This window comes from Neomegalonema perideroedes DSM 15528 (assembly GCF_000374145.1).
GTDB lineage: Bacteria > Pseudomonadota > Alphaproteobacteria > Rhodobacterales > Rhodobacteraceae > Neomegalonema > Neomegalonema perideroedes.
Genome location: NZ_KB893663.1, coordinates 25,726 through 42,270 on the forward strand (window position 1 = coordinate 25,726; position 16,545 = coordinate 42,270).

Sequence of the window (16,545 nt, forward strand, 5' to 3'; positions counted from 1 at the left end):
TCTTCAGGCTTCGGACGCCTGCCGGATCCCGCGCGGATCAGGGCGCGGGGGCGGCCCCGTCGCGCAGGCGCGCGCCCAGACCGCCCATCCAGAGCTTCAGCGCTTCGGCCTCCACCCGCGTGGAGAGCGACTTCCAGACCTCGGCGTTGGTTCCCCCATCCTCGCTGAAGCGGCGACGCAGCCCCTCATGCAGAGAAGCCGCGCCGTAATCTCCGGCGGCGGCGGCCACGCCCGCCCAAGTCAGCGCCTCGGCGTAGTCGCGCGGACGGCCCACGCCCTCGGCGGCGGCCCGCGCCAGACGCGCGACGGCGTCCAGATCGCCCGCCTGAGCCTGAGCCAGCAAAGGATCTTCGGCGAGCTTCGGCGCTTCGCCCTGAATCCGCATGGCCTCGGCGAGGTTCAGACCGGTCTCGGCCCGGTCGAGCAGCGCCTGCGCCCCGCTCAGCCCCTGAGCGCCCGCCCGCAGCGCCTGAGCATAGGCGGCGGCGGAATCGCCCTGCGCGAGGCTCAGCCCGGCGAGGGCCAAAGCCGCCTCGGCGTCTCCGGCCTCGGCCAGAGGCGCGAGCAGGCCGCGGGCGGCCGCGGGCGCAGGCGGCACGCCCTCGCCCGCGAGCAGCGCCTTGGCCAGAATCAGACGACGCGCGGCGGGCAGAGACTCCGGCGCGGAGAGCGCCGTCTCGAACTCCGCCGGGTCGATCAGAGCGGCGAGGCGCGGCGGCGCGGCGGCGAAGACCGGACGCAGAGCCTCCACGGCGGCTTTGGGATCCTGAAGATCGACCAGAGCGCTCAGGCTCGGCGGAGTCTCCGGCGTCAGCGAGACCACCAGCCCGCCGCCCTGAGCCGCGACCCGGCCCAATTCGCGCGCCGCCGAATCGACCAGCCTGCTCTCGGCGGGAGAGAGCTCGCCGCCCCGCGCCAGCTGGCTCTCCAGCCCCTGACGGACCGCGCCCTCGATTCCCGCAGGCCCGCCCGCGAGCCCGGAGAGCGTCTGCGCGAGGCGGGGCGCCAGATTGGCGCGCAGCTCGGCCCGCAGAAGACGCCCTTCGAGACGCGTCTCCGGGCTGTTGAATTCGCTCCAATCCTGATCTTCCTCAGGCCAGCCGGACTCCAGATCGGGCGCGCGCGGAATCTTGACCGAAGGGCGCTCGGCGCCGGTCGCGGGCGGCTCAAGAGTCGGGGGCTCGGGTTCGGGCGCCGGCGCCGGCGCAAGCGCGGGGCTGGGCGGCGTCCACTCCGCCGCATGCAGCCGATCCGCCAGCAGCTCCAGCCCGACCCGCCCGTAAGCGGCGTCGAATTCGGCGGAGAGCCGCCCCAGCGAAGGCCCGATCTCATAAGTCAGAGTGGCCTCGGCGCGGTCGATCTTCAGAGCCTGCGGCCCGAGCATGGCGAGGGCGGCCATCTCCTGCGGCTTGAGGCAGGCGGCCGCGACCTCGATTCCCGAGAGGGTCGCCCGGATCGAGATTTGATCGCGGCCCGCCGCGGCCTCGCCGATTTCGATCCGCGCGGCCGCGACCTCGCAGCCCGGACGCCCCAGAGCGGGCGGCGCGCCCAGAGTCGCGCCGAGATAGGCCAGCTTGTTCTCGCCGACCGCGATCTCGTCATAGCGGAAATCCGTCGCGGCGCGCAGGCTGACGGCGAAGCTCTGGGCGCCGAACCGCAGAACGGCGTCGCGCTCGGGGCCGTCGCCCATCAGGCCCGCCACGAGCGCCAGAGGCGCCGCCGAACTCAGGAAGGCGCTGGCCATCGACATCAGCATGAAGCTTTCCACAGGTCGGATCTCCTTAAAAGCGCGTCGCGGCGCCGGACGGCCCTTCGGGACTCGCCCCGGCGGCGACCCTGCATGACCGCTCTCTCCCGCTGAAGGAGGATGCCTTGCGTCCCGTCCTGACGCAAGGCGCCCTTGCGGATCGGGTCCGAATCCCGTTCAGGGGCGGATGGGGCCTCCTCTGCGTCCTGCGCAAAGGGGCTTTCGCGCCAGCGGCGCCGCGCAAGAAAGTTTCTTGTTCCTTGGTCGCAGGAAAGATTGCTATAGCACTATGGACTGAGATGCGGACCCGGGCCGCGCTTCGGTCGGACTCCCAATGGACAGCGTAGGGGGAGAGCTTATGTCCGGATCCGAACACGGCGCCGCCGTAGGCCGCGGCGCGCGGCCTTTGTCGCCGCATCTGCAAGTCTATCGGCTGCCGCTCACGGCGGTGATGTCTATTCTGCACCGCGTCACGGGCTGCGCGCTCATGGGCGGCGGCGTGGCGCTGATCTGGTGGCTGGTGGCCGCCGCCAGCGGCAAGGGCGCTTTCGACTTCATCAACTGGCTTCTGACCAGCTGGGTCGGGGGCTTGGGGATGCTCGTCTTCGGCGCGGCCCTGATGTACCATCTCTGCAATGGGATCCGGCATCTGATCTGGGACGCCGGATACGGCTATGAAAAGCCCGAGGTCGCCGCCTCCAATAAGGCGGTGCTGATCGGAGCGGGCGTCCTCTCCGCGGTTTTATTCGTTTACGCCTGGCTGGCTTGAGGAGGCTCCCATGGGCATGATCACGCCCCGCGCCCGGGTCGAGGGCTTAGGCTCCGCGAAATCCGGCACCGAACATTGGTGGGGCCAGCGCGTCACGGCGGTGGCGCTCGCCGTGCTGACGCCGATTTTTCTGGTCGGCTTCGCCAAAATGCTCGGACGGCCCTATGAGGAGGTTCTCGCCTTCTACGGCCGCCCGCTGAACGCGATCCTCGCCGGACTCTTCATCGCGGCGGCCTTCGTCCATCTGAAGCAGGGGCTTCAGGTGGTCATCGAGGATTACGTCCATTCGCCTGCGTTGAAGACCACGGCCTTCCTCGCCAACACCCTGCTGACCACCGCTTTCGCGGCGGCCGGAATCTTCTCGCTGGCGATCATCGCCCTGCGCTGACCCGGAAGGCGGCGCGGGGGGCGTCGCCTCAGGCAATCTGATCGAGGATGTTCATGTCTTCTTACACCTATGTCGATCACGCCTATGACGTGGTGGTGGTGGGCGCCGGCGGAGCCGGTCTGCGCGCCACGCTCGGCATGGCCGAACAGGGCTTGCGCACAGCCTGCGTGACCAAGGTGTTTCCGACCCGCTCGCACACCGTGGCGGCGCAAGGCGGCATCGCGGCCTCTCTGCGCAATATGGGGCCGGATTCTTGGCAATGGCATATGTACGACACCATCAAGGGGTCGGACTGGCTCGGCGACAACGACGCCATCGAATATATGGTCCGCGAGGCGCCCAAAGCCGTCTATGAGCTGGAGCATTACGGCGTGCCCTTCAGCCGCACCGAAGAGGGCAAGATCTATCAGCGGCCCTTCGGCGGACATATGCAGAATTACGGCGCCGGTCCTCCGGTTCAGCGCACCTGCGCCGCCGCCGACCGCACCGGCCACGCCATTCTGCATACGCTTTACGGCCAGTCCGTGAAGCATAACGCCGAATTCTTCATCGAATATTTCGCCACCGACCTCCTCATGACCGAGGACGGGCGCTGCGTCGGCGTGACGGCCTGGCGGCTCGACGACGGCACGATCCACCGCTTCCGCGCGAAGCTGGTCGTTCTGGCGACGGGCGGCTACGGCCGCGCCTATTTCTCCGCGACTTCGGCCCATACCTGCACCGGCGACGGCGGCGGCATGGTCGCCCGCGCGGGCCTGCCGCTTCAGGATATGGAGTTCGTGCAGTTCCACCCCACCGGCATTTACGGCGCGGGCTGCCTCATCACCGAGGGCGCGCGCGGAGAAGGCGGCTACCTCGTGAACTCCGAGGGCGAGCGCTTCATGGAGCGTTACGCGCCCTCCGCGAAGGATCTGGCCTCGCGCGACGTGGTTTCGCGCTGCATGACCATCGAGATCCGCGAAGGCCGCGGCGTCGGGCCGAAGAAGGACCATATCTTCCTTCACCTCGACCATCTGCCGCCCGACGTGCTCCATGAGCGCCTCCCCGGCATCTCCGAGAGCGCCAAGATCTTCGCGGGCGTGGATCTCACCAAGGAGCCGATCCCGGTTCTGCCCACCGTCCATTACAATATGGGCGGCGTGCCGACGAATTACTGGGGCGAGGCTCTGAACCCCACCGCCGAGAACCCCGACGCCGTCGTCCCGGGCCTCATGGCCGTGGGCGAGGCCGGATGCGCCAGCGTGCACGGCGGCAATCGTCTGGGCTCCAATTCGCTGATCGACCTCGTGGTCTTCGGCCGCGCCGCCTCGATCCGCGCCAAGGAGGTGGTGGACGCCGCCGCCCCCGTGCCGTCGCTGCCTCAGGCCAGCGCCGAGCAGGCCATGGAGCGTTTCGACCGCATGCGCCACGCCAAGGGCCACGCCCCCACGGCGGAATTGCGCCTCAAGATGCAGAAGGCCATGCAGGAGGACGCCGCCGTCTTCCGGCTTGAGGAATCTCTGCAATCGGGCTGCCGCCGGATCTCCGAGATCTGGAAGGAGAAGGCGGACATCGGCGTGACGGATCGTTCGCTGATCTGGAATTCGGATCTCATGGAGAGCCTCGAATTCGAGAACCTCATGGCCAACGCCATCACGACGGTCTACGGCGCCGAGGCGCGCAAGGAATCCCGCGGCGCCCACGCCCGCGAGGACTACACCGAGCGCGACGACGCCAATTGGCGCAAACACACCGTCTCCCGCCTCAGCGAGGATGGGCAGGTGGATCTGAGCTATCGTCCGGTTCACGCCGATCCGCTCAGCGATGAGATCGACCTCGCCAAAATCGCGCCCAAACCGCGCGTCTATTGATCGGGAGAGCCGAAAGCCATGGTCGCCTTCACCCTGCCCAAGAATTCGCGCATCGTCTCGGGCAAGACTTGGCCGAAACCGGCCGACGCGAAGAATCTCCGCGCCTTCAAGATCTATCGCTACGACCCCGAGTCGGGCGAGAATCCGCGCGTGGACACCTATTACCTCGACCTCGCCGATTGCGGGCCGATGGTCCTCGACGCGATCATCAAGATCAAGAACGAGGTCGATCCGACCCTGACCTTCCGGCGCTCCTGCCGCGAGGGAATCTGCGGCTCCTGCGCGATGAACATCGACGGGCGCAACACCCTCGCCTGCACCAAGGGCCTCGACGAGATCAAGGGCGACGTGAAGATCTATCCGCTGCCGCATATGCCGGTGGTGAAGGATCTGGTGCCGGATCTGACGCATTTCTATGCGCAGCACGCCAGCATCAAGCCGTGGCTGGAGACCAAGTCTCCGCCGCCCGCCGCCGAGTGGAAGCAGTCCATCGAGGACCGCCGCAAGCTCGACGGGCTTTATGAATGCATCCTCTGCTCCTGCTGCTCCACCTCCTGCCCGAGCTATTGGTGGAACGGCGACCGCTATCTGGGTCCGGCGGCGCTGCTTCAGGCCTATCGCTGGATCGCCGACAGCCGCGACGAGGCCCGCGGCGAGCGGCTCGATAATCTGGAGGATCCCTTCCGGCTTTATCGCTGCCACACCATCATGAACTGCGCCAACGCCTGCCCCAAGGGCCTCAACCCGGCCAAGGCCATCGGCGAGATCAAGAAGATGATGGTCGAGCGTCAGGTCTGATTCAGCTCTGATCCGGCCGCTTTCGGTCTGAGAATCCAAACGCCGCCGGGGGCTCCTCGGCGGCGTTTTTCATGACGTCAGTTCGGGGGCGGGGCGTCGCTGCTGGCGATCTCGGAGGTGACGGTGAGGTCGAAGATTCTTTCGCCCGCCAGCCAACGCTCGAAGGCGCGCTCCTGAGTCCAGATGGTCGCGAGGGCCGCGTTCATCTCCAGAGGCGCCATCTCCAGCCCGAGGTCTTCGAGCGTATAGCCGATGGCGTTGTAATAGACCTGCGTATGCTCGAAGAAGCGCCGATGCGAGGGCGCGGGGACATAGGCGTTCCGCTCGTCATAGGCCTTGCGGCAGGCGGTCAGGCTGCCGCTGTGCATGGCCCGGCAGGTCAGAGGCCGCGCCGCATGGACGCGGCAGAATTTCGTCTCCGGATCCAGCGAGGGGCAAGCCGCATGCTCGACGAAGCGCTGGCCGCCGCTCTTGCCGCGATGGCGCGAGTCGTGATCCAGAATCCGCGCGATCAGGGCTTGAGATTCCTCGGGGGGAAAGGCGGTCTCGATATGCTCCGCGAGATAAAAGGCTTCGGGCGGCAGCAGGCTCACCATGGTGTTGCAGCAAAAGGCGCAGCCCGCGCCGCAAGCCGCTCTGAAACGCCCCGTCTCGGCCAGAGCCCCGAGCAGATCATGGAAATAGACGTTGGAGCGCTGATGCGTCAGCCCCACGGCGCGCATCACCGTCTCGCGCGAGAGGCCGTTGCGCCGGAAGAAATCGGCGTAGCGCCGATGTTCGGTCGCGGTTTCGGGCGCTTGAATCCCTAAAGGCGCGAGGACCATGAACGCGTCTCCTCCTCTCCTAAAGGCGTAGGAAACTGCGTCCTCTTCGGCTCTGCGGCAAGAGCGCGGCGCCCCAAGCGCGGATTTGTGAAGAGGCCGGGCGGCTTTAAATCCGGCGTCCCGCCGCGTCGAACCAATGGAGCTTTTCCGCAGGGGCCCGGATTTCAAGCTCCGTTCCCGGCTCCATCCGCGCCCGGCCCGCCGTCCGGACGATCATCCGCGCGCCGCCCGCAGGCGCATGAGCGTGCAGATAGCTTTCCGCGCCCACCGGCTCCACGCCGTCGAGGATCGCCCGGATCTTCAGACCGCCCTCGGAGGCGAAGCCGTCGAGGATCGCGTCCTCGGGGCGGAAGCCGAGCTTCGCCGCTCCGGCGGGGATGGGGCCTGAAAGCTCCGCCGAAGCCGGGTCGATGAGGTTCATCGGCGGCGCCCCGATGAAGCCCGCCACGAAGATCGAAGCGGGCTTTTCGTAAATCTCCAGCGGATCCCCCGCCTGCTCGACTTCTCCGGCGTTCATCACCACCAGCAGATCCGCGAGGGTCATGGCCTCCAACTGGTCATGAGTCACATAAAGCGAGGTCACGCCGAGTTCGCGTTGCAGCCGCTTGATCTCGACGCGCATCTGGCCGCGCAATTTGGCGTCGAGATTGGATAAAGGCTCGTCGAAGAGGAAGACTTTCGGCTGGCGCACGATGGCCCGCCCCATCGCCACGCGCTGACGCTGGCCGCCCGATAATTCGCGCGGGCGGCGGTCGAGCAGGTGGCCAAGCTCTAAAGTGGCGGCGGCCTCGCGCACGCGGCGGTCGATCTCGGCTTTGGGCGTGCCGCGATTGCGCAGGCCATAGGCCATGTTGTCATAGACCTTCATATGCGGATAAAGCGCGTAATTCTGAAAGACCATGGCGATGTCGCGATCGGTGGGGCTCACCTGATTGACCACGCGCCCCTCGATGGAGATTTCCCCCTCGGATATGGTCTCCAGCCCCGCGACCATGCGCAGAAGCGTCGATTTTCCGCAGCCCGAAGGCCCCACCAGCACGCAAAGCGCCTTGTCGGGAATGGCGATGGAGACGCCCTTCACGGCCTCCATCCCATTGGGATAACGCTTGCGGACCGCCTTCAGATCGACCTCGGCCATGGCTTATTTCTCCGTCTCGACGAGGCCGCGCACGAAGGCGCGCTGCATCAGAACCACCACCAGAACCGGCGGCAGAATCGCCAGCACGCAAGTCACCATGACGATATGCCAAGGCGTGCCGTGGTCCACGAAGGAGACCATCTTGCGCAGCGCGATGACGATGGTGTTCATCTCGGCTTGGTTGGTCATGAGCAAAGGCCAGAGATATTGCGTCCAGCCATAGATGAAGAGGATCACGAACAAAGCCGCGATGTTGGATTTCGACAAAGGCAGCAAAATGTCTTTGAAGAATTTGAAGGGCCCCGCCCCGTCGATGCGCGCCGCCTCGACCAATTCGCCGGGGATGGTCAGGAAGAACTGACGAAAGAGCAAGGTCGCGGTGGCCGAGGCGATCAGAGGCAGGATCAGGCCGGTGTAGGTGTCGATCAGCTTAAGGTCGACCATCACCTTATAGGTCGGCAGAATGCGCACCTCGACGGGCAGCATCAGCGTCACGAAGATGATCCAGAAGAAGACCATCCGCCCTGGAAAGCGAAAGAACACGATGGCGTAGGCCGAGGTGATCGAGATCACGATCTTCCCGACCGCGATGCCCAAAGCCATGATCGCCGTGTTCAGCAGGAGCCGCCAGACGGGGACTCCGCCGAGATTGGCCGCGCCCTCGAAGAAGGCGGCGCGGTAATTCTCGATGAAACGGCCGCCCGGCGTCAGAGGCATGGGCGGACGCACGATGTCCGGCCCCGCATGAGTCGAGGCGATGAAGACGTAATAGAGCGGAAAGGCGACGATCAGGATCCCGAGGATCAAAATCGCATGGGCCAGCCGGATTCCCCAGCGCGAATCTCCGATCATGCCGCGGCCTCACCCATAATGCACCTTGCGCTCGACATAGCGGAACTGGATCGCCGTCAGCAGGATCACCACCCCCATCAGGATCACCGACTGCGCCGCCGAAGAGCCCAGCTGCAGATTCACGAAGCCGTCGTTATAGACTTTATAAACAAGGGTTTCGGTGGCCTTGCCCGGCCCGCCCTGAGTCACCGCGTGGATCACGCCGAAGGTGTCGAAGAAGGCGTAGACCGTATTGACGACCAGCAGAAAGAAGGTCGTCGGGGCCAGAAGCGGAAAGACGATGGTCCAGAAGCGCTTAGGCCCGCTCGCGCCGTCGATGGCCGCCGCCTCGATCAAAGAGCGCGGTATGGCCTGAAGGCCCGCCACGAAGAAGAGGAAGTTATAGCTGATCTGCTTCCAGGCCGCCGCCGCGACCACGAGGCCCATGGCCTGCCCGTCTTTGAGCAGAGGATCCCAGGCCACGCCATTGGCGCGCAGCAGATAGGAGAAAGTCCCCATGGCCGGATTGAACAAAAACAGCCAGAGCATCCCCGCGATGGCCGGGGCCACGGCGTAAGGCCAGATGAGCAGGGTGCGATAGATCCCCTTCCCCCGGACCACCTTCTCGGCCATCACCGCCAGAGGCAGCGCCAGAGCCAGAGCCAGAAAGGCCGTGGAGAGCGAAAACACCGCCGTCACCTTCACGGAGTTCAGATAATTCGGATCGGCCAGCACGCGCCGGAAATTGGCGAGGCCGACGAAGGTCGTCTGCAGGCCGAAGGGGTCTTCGCGCTGCATGGATTGCTTCAGCGCCTGACTCGCGGGCCAATAGAAAAACACCGCCGTGATCGCCAATTGCGGCGCCAGCAGCAGATAAGGCAGGAGCTTATTCGGAAAGACGACCCGACCGGACAATGGCGGCCTCCGTTTCAGGCGCGTTCAGCGGAAGGCGAAGGCCTCCGCCCCTGAAGGGGCGAAGGCCGCTTGCGCGCGGGCTCGGGCTTATTTGCCGAGCGCTTCCTGAAGGGCGGCGTTTCCGCGGGTCGCGGCGTTGTCGAGGGCCTGTTGGGCGCTCTGCTGACCAGCGAGCATCCGCTCGAACTCCTCGTTCTGGATGTCGCGCAGCTGCGGCAGATTCACCGCCCGCACGCCCTTGGAGTTCGCCGTGGGCGCCTTGCCCATCATCTGGAGGATCGGCGTCTCGCGGCCGGGGTTCTTCTCATAGAATCCGGAGGCCTTGGTGGCCTCATAGGCTTCGAGCGTCACCGGCAGATAGCCCGAGACCTGATGCAGACGCGATTGGATCTCGACCGTGGAGAGGAATTTGAAGAATTCCGCCACGCCCTTGTAATCGGCGTCTTCATGGCCCGCGAAGACCCAGAGGCTCGCGCCGCCGGGAATGGTGTTCTGAGGCGCGCCCTCGGCCTCGGGGTAATAGGGCAGCGAGCCCAGACCGTAATTCAGGCCCGAATTCACCACGTCGCCCAAGCCGCCCGAGGATTCGGTCAGGATGGAGCATTCGCCCGAAATCAGCAGGGCCTTGGCCTCGGAGGTGCGGCCGCCGTAGCGGAAGACCTCTTCTTTCGCCAGATCGGCGAAGTTCTGGAAATGCTGCACATGGAGCGGCGAATTAAAGGTCAGCTCGAAATCGGTCGAGGCGAGGCCGTTCTCTTCGGTGCCGTATTGCAGATTGTTCCAGGCCGAAAAATTCTCCAGCCCGATCCAGGTCAGCCAGGTGGAGGTCAGGCCGCAATTGGCGGCGCCGCTCGCCTTGATCTGACGGGCGGCCGCGAAGACCTCCGGCCAGGTCTTGGGCGGCTGCTCGGGATCGAGGCCCGCCGCCGCGAAATGATCCTTGTTGTAATAGAGGATCGGCGAGGAGGAGTTATAGGGGAAGGAGAGCATGGTGCCGTCCGGCTTCGAATAATAAGCCGTGATGCCCGAGAGATATTTGCTCTTGTCGAAGGTCTCGCCGCCATAGGCCAGCACCTCGGCCACCGGCTTGACGGCGCCCGCGGCGCCCATCATCACGCCCGTGCCGACGTCGAAGACCTGCATGATATGCGGCGGCTGCTTGGCGCGGAAGGCCGCGATCCCGGCGTTCAGAGTCTCGGGATAGGTTCCCTTATAGCTCGGAACCACGCGATATTCGCTCTGGCCCTCGTTGAACTCCTTGGCGAGGGCCTCAACCACGTCGTTATTGGCGCCCGCCATGGCGTGCCACCAAGAAATCTCCGTGACCGCGAGGGCCGGCGAGGCGGCCGAAAGCGCGGCGACAGCCGCGATCACGGCTGGAATTCCGCGAAACTTCATGGGTTTTCTCCCTGAGGGCCTGGCGGGACATCGCCGCTCGGCGTTTTATGGGCCGATCATGACAAGCGGATTACAGACCTGTCAAGAAAGGCGAGGCGCTTTTCCAAAAACGGGAAAGCGCCTCGCCTCGGCTTTCGCGGGCCTCAGGAGGAGGCCGGGGCGGTCTCCATGCTCCAGGCGAGAGCCGCGCCGATCAGGGTTTTGGTGTAGGGCTCCTGCGGGGCGTCGAAGATTTGATCCGTCGGCCCCTCCTCGACGATCTCGCCCGACTTCATCACCATGACGTAATCCGCGATGGCGCGGATCACCGCCAAATCATGACTGATGAAGATATAGGAGAGGCCGTATTTCGTCTGGAGATCCCGCAGCAGCGCCAGAACCTGCCCCTGCACCGAGCGGTCCAGAGCGGAGGTCGGTTCGTCCAGCACCACCACCTTGGGCTTGAGGATCATCGCCCGCGCGATGGCGATGCGCTGACGCTGGCCGCCGGAGAATTCATGCGGATAACGATTGCGCATGGAGGGATCCAACCCGACCTCGCGCAGAGCCTCCGAGGCGCGGCGGTCGCGTTCGGCTTTCGAGAGGGCGGGCTCATGGATCAACAAGCCCTCGGCGATGGCCTCGCCCACCGTCAGGCGGGGCGAGAGCGAGCCATAGGGATCTTGGAACACCAGCTGAAGCTGACGGCGCAAAGGCCGCATGGCCGCCCGTCCCCGGCCTGAGAGGTCTTGCCCCTCGAAGCTGATCGCCCCCGTCGAGGGCAAGAGCCGCAGCAAGGCCCGCCCCAAGGTCGATTTCCCCGAGCCGGATTCCCCCACCACGCCGATGGTCTGCCCCTGCTTCAGCCGCAAGGAGACCTGATTCACCGCCCGGAAGACCGCCCCTTTGCCGAAGAGCCCGCCTTGCGAACCAAACTCCACCGTGACCTTCTCGCCGTCCAATTCGATGGGGGCTTCAGGCGGCGGCGGCTCTTTGCGGCCGCGCGGCGTCGAATCGAGGAGCATCTTGGTGTAATCCTCGCGGGGGCGGGCGAAGATCTCCTCCGCGCTCCCCTGCTCCACCACGAGGCCCCGCCGCATGACCATCACGCGCTCGGCGAAATGGCGCACCACGCCGAGGTCATGGGTGATGAGCAGAATCGCCATGCCGAAGCGCTTTTGCAGATCCCGCAGCAGATCGAGGATCTGCGCCTGAATCGTCACGTCGAGCGCCGTGGTGGGTTCGTCGGCGATGAGGATCTCGGGTTCGTTGGCGAGGGCCATGGCGATCATCACGCGCTGACGCTGCCCGCCCGACATCTCATGCGGATAGCTGTCGATGCGGCGCTCGGGCTCGGGGATGCCCACCAGCTTCAGCAACTCCAGCACCCGCGCGCGGGCTTGGGATTTGCTCAGGCCCTTATGATGGCGCAGAGGTTCGGCGATCTGCTCGCCCACCCGGTAAAGCGGATCGAGCGAAGTCATGGGCTCCTGAAAGATCATCGAGATCTTCGAGCCCCGGATCTTGTTCAGCGCCTTGATCCCGGCGCCGAGCATCTCCGTTCCGCGATATTTCGCCGAACCCGTCACGCGGCCGTTCTTCGCGAGAAGACCCATGACGGCCATCATGGTCTGGCTCTTGCCGGAGCCCGATTCCCCCACCACGGCGAGGGTCTCGCCGGGGCGGATCTCCAGATCGACGCCCTTCACCGCCTCGACGGCGCCGTCCGGGGTGTCGAAGCTCACGCGCAGATCGCGGATCGTCAACAGAGGTTCGGTCATGTCAGCGATCCTTCGGGTCGAAGGCGTCGCGCAGCCCGTCGCCGATGAAGTTCAGGGCGAAAAGCGTCACGACGAAGAAGATGGAGGGGTAAATCAGCAGCCAAGGCGCCGAGCGCATATTCGCCGCGCCGTCGGAGATCAAAGCGCCCCAGCTCGTCAGCGGCGCCTGAACGCCGAGGCCGAGGAAGGAGAGGAAGCTCTCCAGCAGGATCACCTTGGGCACCACCAGAGTCACGAAGACGATCACCGGCCCGATGACGTTCGGGATGATGTGGCGGCGGATGATCTGCCAATCCGTCAGGCCGAGGGCCTCCGCCGCGCCGACGAACTCCCGGCGCTTCAGCGCGAGGGTCTGGCCGCGCACGATGCGCGCCATGTCCAGCCATTCGATGGCGCCGATGGCGAGGAAGATCAGAATGAAGCTGCGGCCGAAGAAGACCACCAGCACCACCACCAGAAAGACGAAAGGCAGCGAATACAAGATCTCCACGAGGCGCATCATGATGTTGTCGACGCGCCCGCCCATATAGCCCGAGACCGCGCCGTAAAGCACGCCCACCGCCAGAGAGACCAGACTCGCCAAAAGCCCCACCGCCAGAGAAATCTGGCCGCCGAGCATGATCCTCGCCATGAGGTCGCGCCCATTGGAGTCGGTGCCCATCAGGAAGGTCTCTTGAGTCACGCCGCCGGTCAGCGTCATGCGCCGCCCTTCGTCCTCATGAGCCTGAAGCTCCGCGCCGGAGAAGACGTCCGAGCGGTCGAAAAGCCGCGACAGACGCGCGTCCATCGGATTGGGCGAGGTCAGAACCGCCGTGAAGCGCCCATCCTCGACCTCGAAGCTCTCCAGAGCCACCCGCCCGCGCACCGCCAAAGTATTCGCGGCGGCGCGCAAGGTGTCTTCGTCGGGGCGGGGATGGATCGAGGGCGGAGTCTCGACATAGCTGCGATAAACGTCGTCATAGCTATGGCTGATGAGATGCGGCCCGACGAAGGAGAAGAGCGCCACCAGAATCAGCGTCAGGCAGCCGAGCATGGCCGCCTTGTTCTTGCGGAAGCGCAGCCAGGCGAGCTGTCCGAGGCTGCGGCTGACCGCCTCCGGCTCAGGGAGGGGCAGACCTGCGCCGGGGCCGGGATTGGGCGCCGGGGTCGTCTTGGTCGAAAAGGCGTCAGTCATGGCGAACCCTCGGATCCAGCAGGCCGTAGATCACATCCACGATCAGATTGAAGACGATCACGAAGACCGCGACGAGGACCACCGTCCCCATCACCACCGTGTAGTCGCGGGCGAGGGCGCCATGGACGAAGTAGCGTCCGACGCCCGGAATGGCGAAGATGGTCTCCACCACCGCCGAGCCCGTCAGCAGGCCCGCCGCGCAGGGGGCGAGATAGGAGACCACCGGCAGCATCGCGCCGCGCATGGCGTGAGTCCCCACCACGCTGCGGGCCGGAAGCCCATAAGCGCGGGCGGTGCGGATATGGTCGGCGCTCATGGCCTCGATCATGGCGCCGCGCGTCAGGCGCGCGAAGACCGCCAGTTGCGGCAAGGCCAAGGTGATCACCGGCAAGACGAGATCCCGGAAAGAGCCCGTCCCCCAGCCTCCCGCGCTGGCCCATGAGAGCATGATGGCGAAGATCAGCGTCAGCACCGGGCCGATGACGAAGTTCGGAATGGTCACGCCCGCCGTGGCGAAGGACATGACGGCGAAATCCGTCGGCTTATTCTGGCGCAAAGCCGCGAGCAGCCCCGCCGAAACGCCGCCGACCAAAGCCAGAAGCAACGCCAGTCCGCCGAGACGGATGGAGTAGCTCAGGCCCTCGCTCAGCAGATTGGCGACGCTGCGGTCGCGATAGATGTAGCTCGGGCCGAGGTCGCCGCGCGCGACGTTGCCCATATAGATCAGATATTGCCTCCAGATCGGCTGATCGAAGCCGTAGGTCTTATTGAGGTTCTCCATGATCTGCGGCGGCAGGGGGCGTTCGAGGTTGAACGGCCCGCCCGGCGCGAGGCGCATCAGAAAGAACGACAAAGTGACGATGATCAGAAGCGTGGGTATGGCGCTGCCGAGGCGCCTGAGCACGAAGCTCAGCATGGACTCCCCCTAGCGCGCCTCCGGGGGCCGCGGCGCCCTCCTCCGGGCGGGAGTCCGGGCGCGGCGGAAGCGGGAGGCGCCGTCCGGCCGGGAGGACGCCGCGCGTCTCCGGGCCTTGCGCGCGGCCTTCCGGGAGGCTCAGAGCCGCCGGAGGCCCGCAGAAAAGCGGAGCGCGGGAGAAGACGTCCCCCGCCCCGCCCTGAGCGTTCTCCAGCGGAGCCGGACCGGCTTCGCCTCGTGAAAACGCGCAGATCGGGAAGAGGGAGCGCCGGAACGATCCAGCCGGATCGGAAAGCGCTCCAAGCGGAACGCGGCGCGCCGCTCCCCGCGAAAGGGAGGACGCGCCGCGCGGGAGGCTTCAGTCCACGCTCATGAAGCGGCTGGGGTGCTCGTTGTTGACGTTGTCCTCGAAGCCCTTCACGCGGGCCGAAAGGCCCCAGAGCTCGGCCTTATGCAGCAGCGGCGCGATGGGCTGGTCGCGCATCAGCAGAGTCTCGGCCTCATGCAGAATCTCGTAGCGCTTTTCATGGTCGAGTTCGTCATAGGAGGCGGCGATCAGAGCGTCATATTCCGGATTGCTGTATTTGCCGTAGTTGAAGCTCGGATTGCCGGTGATGGTCAGAGTCAGGAAGTTCTCGGGATCGCCGTAATCGGCCACCCAGCCCGCGCGGGCCACCTGAAAGGCGCCGCCCTCCTGAAGATAGGCGTAATGCGAGGTCACGTCCTGATTGGACATGGTGACGTTGAAGCCGAAGACCGTCTTCCACATGTCGGCGATGGCGGTGGCCACGCGCTCATGATTGGGGTTGGTGTTGTAGCGGATGGTGATGTCGAGCGGCTTGGCGCCCTCGCCGTATCCGGCCTCCTTCATCAGCTCGACGGCCTGATCCTCGCGGTCGAATTGCGAAAGCTCGGCGAAATCGGCCTGACCGGGCTTATAGCCCGCCATCGGAGGGCTGAAGGCGTAGGTCGGCAGCGAGGCCCCGAGGAAGATCTCCTGCGCGAGGAAGTCGCGGTCGATGGCCATGGAGAGCGCCCGGCGCACGCGGGCGTCGTTGAAGGGCTCGGCGCGATTGTCGAAGACGTAATATTCGGTGTTCAGCGCGGGCGTGGCGCGGATGCGGTCGCCATGGGCGGCGCGCAGGCGCTCCAGATCATTGGCCGAGAAGTTATAGATCATGTCCAGCTCGCCCGCCTCGAAGCGGCGGACGGCGGCGGCCTGATCCTCGACGGGATAGAAGACCACCTTGTCGAGCTTCACCTCCGCGGCGTCCCAGTAATTGGGATTCTTGGCGGCGGTCAGGCTGTCGTTGGGAACATGGGCCTCCAGCATGAAGGGGCCGTTCGAGATGAAGTTGCCCGGACGATTCCACGCGGCGCCGTCCTTCTCGATATTGCCGCGATGGACCGGAAGGCCGGTCGAATGGGTCAGCAATTCGAGGAAATAAGGCGTCGGGCGCTCCAGCGTGACCTCGAAGCTCTTCTCGCCCGCGGCGCGCACGCCCAGCTCCTCCGGCGGCAGAGAGCCGTCGTTCACCGCTTTGGCGTTTTTGATCACATGCAGGATATTGGCGTATTTCGAGGCCGTGGCCGGATCCTGAAGGCGGCGGAAGCTATAGACGAAATCCTCGGCGGTCACCGGATCGCCGTTGGACCATTTGGCGGAGTCGCGGATCTTGAAGGTGTAGACGGTTCCGTCCTCGGAGATCTCCCAGCTTTCCGCCGCGCCGGGCACGGCCTCGCCCGCCGCGTTGAAGGTGGTCAGGCCCTCGAAGAGATCCTTGAGGATGAAGCTCTCGACGTTGATCGAGATTTGCGCCGGGTCCAGCGAATTGGGCTCGCCCGGATTGCCGCGATGGAGCACGGCCTCCGCCAGCGCGGGCGAGGCGCCCGCCATCAGCGCGCCGAAGATCAGCGCCGTCCGAAAGCTCTTCTGAAAACCGCCCATGCGAAATCCGATCGTCATGTTTCATTCTCCCCGAAGCCTGAGGGCGCGCCGCATCGCTTATGCGCTCCGCCTATATCCCTCCAGAGAGA

Annotated in this window: 14 protein-coding genes; 4 read left to right on the plus strand and 10 right to left on the minus strand. The window is 65.5% G+C overall.

Features of this window, described 5'->3' with window-relative positions; genetic code table 11:
- Nucleotides 1-37 precede the first annotated feature (37 nt).
- Complete coding sequence (locus tag B161_RS0113815; protein WP_026310440.1) at nucleotides 38-1,768, minus strand: hypothetical protein; 1,731 nt, start codon at nucleotides 1,766-1,768, stop codon at nucleotides 38-40.
- A 337-nt stretch (nucleotides 1,769-2,105) separates the two neighbouring features.
- Here B161_RS0113815 and sdhC point away from each other — a divergent pair, with 337 nt between their 5' ends.
- Genes sdhC through B161_RS0113835 form a run of 4 tightly spaced genes read left to right on the plus strand, consistent with a single transcriptional unit; the run spans nucleotide 2,106 to nucleotide 5,552 of the window.
- Nucleotides 2,106-2,516, plus strand: a complete 411-nt coding sequence (gene sdhC / locus B161_RS0113820) for a succinate dehydrogenase, cytochrome b556 subunit (RefSeq protein ID WP_018634033.1) — start codon at nucleotides 2,106-2,108, stop codon at nucleotides 2,514-2,516.
- 10 nt (nucleotides 2,517-2,526) lie between these two features.
- On the plus strand, nucleotides 2,527-2,904 hold the full coding sequence (gene sdhD / locus B161_RS0113825; RefSeq protein WP_018634034.1) for a succinate dehydrogenase, hydrophobic membrane anchor protein: 378 nt from the start codon (nucleotides 2,527-2,529) through the stop codon (nucleotides 2,902-2,904).
- Between the two features lie 53 nt (nucleotides 2,905-2,957).
- Complete coding sequence (sdhA, locus tag B161_RS0113830) at nucleotides 2,958-4,754, plus strand: succinate dehydrogenase flavoprotein subunit (protein WP_018634035.1); 1,797 nt, start codon at nucleotides 2,958-2,960, stop codon at nucleotides 4,752-4,754.
- An 18-nt stretch (nucleotides 4,755-4,772) separates the two neighbouring features.
- The gene (locus B161_RS0113835) at nucleotides 4,773-5,552 is read left to right on the plus strand and encodes a succinate dehydrogenase iron-sulfur subunit (protein WP_018634036.1); all 780 of its coding nucleotides are present in this window, start codon (nucleotides 4,773-4,775) and stop codon (nucleotides 5,550-5,552) included.
- Between the two features lie 77 nt (nucleotides 5,553-5,629).
- On the opposite strand, the gene B161_RS0113840 is transcribed toward B161_RS0113835, so the two are convergent.
- The 9 genes from B161_RS0113840 to B161_RS0113880 all read right to left on the minus strand — a co-directional run bounded on the left by B161_RS0113840 (nucleotide 5,630) and on the right by B161_RS0113880 (nucleotide 16,474).
- Nucleotides 5,630-6,376, minus strand: coding sequence for a YkgJ family cysteine cluster protein (locus tag B161_RS0113840; RefSeq protein ID WP_018634037.1), 747 nt, complete (start codon nucleotides 6,374-6,376; stop codon nucleotides 5,630-5,632).
- Between the two features lie 106 nt (nucleotides 6,377-6,482).
- A complete protein-coding gene (ugpC, locus tag B161_RS0113845) occupies nucleotides 6,483-7,514 on the minus strand; it encodes a sn-glycerol-3-phosphate ABC transporter ATP-binding protein UgpC (protein ID WP_018634038.1) in 1,032 nt (343 codons plus the stop codon).
- Between the two features lie 3 nt (nucleotides 7,515-7,517).
- Nucleotides 7,518-8,366, minus strand: a complete 849-nt coding sequence (gene ugpE / locus B161_RS0113850) for a sn-glycerol-3-phosphate ABC transporter permease UgpE (protein WP_018634039.1) — start codon at nucleotides 8,364-8,366, stop codon at nucleotides 7,518-7,520.
- A 9-nt stretch (nucleotides 8,367-8,375) separates the two neighbouring features.
- Complete coding sequence (gene ugpA, locus B161_RS0113855) at nucleotides 8,376-9,260, minus strand: sn-glycerol-3-phosphate ABC transporter permease UgpA (RefSeq protein WP_018634040.1); 885 nt, start codon at nucleotides 9,258-9,260, stop codon at nucleotides 8,376-8,378.
- An 87-nt stretch (nucleotides 9,261-9,347) separates the two neighbouring features.
- Nucleotides 9,348-10,658 (minus strand): sn-glycerol-3-phosphate ABC transporter substrate-binding protein UgpB, encoded by a 1,311-nt coding sequence (ugpB, locus tag B161_RS0113860; RefSeq protein ID WP_018634041.1) that lies wholly within the window; start codon nucleotides 10,656-10,658, stop codon nucleotides 9,348-9,350.
- Between the two features lie 143 nt (nucleotides 10,659-10,801).
- The gene (locus B161_RS18130; RefSeq protein ID WP_018634042.1) at nucleotides 10,802-12,418 is read right to left on the minus strand and encodes an ABC transporter ATP-binding protein; all 1,617 of its coding nucleotides are present in this window, start codon (nucleotides 12,416-12,418) and stop codon (nucleotides 10,802-10,804) included.
- A 1-nt stretch (nucleotide 12,419) separates the two neighbouring features.
- Nucleotides 12,420-13,592, minus strand: coding sequence for an ABC transporter permease (locus B161_RS0113870; protein WP_018634043.1), 1,173 nt, complete (start codon nucleotides 13,590-13,592; stop codon nucleotides 12,420-12,422).
- The gene (locus tag B161_RS0113875; RefSeq protein WP_018634044.1) at nucleotides 13,585-14,508 is read right to left on the minus strand and encodes an ABC transporter permease subunit; all 924 of its coding nucleotides are present in this window, start codon (nucleotides 14,506-14,508) and stop codon (nucleotides 13,585-13,587) included. The genes B161_RS0113870 and B161_RS0113875 overlap by 8 nt, the downstream gene beginning before the upstream one ends.
- A gap of 358 nt (nucleotides 14,509-14,866) precedes the next feature.
- Nucleotides 14,867-16,474: a peptide ABC transporter substrate-binding protein gene (locus B161_RS0113880; protein ID WP_018634045.1), complete on the minus strand. Its 1,608-nt coding sequence runs from the start codon at nucleotides 16,472-16,474 to the stop codon at nucleotides 14,867-14,869.
- Between the last annotated feature and the right edge of the window lie 71 nt (nucleotides 16,475-16,545).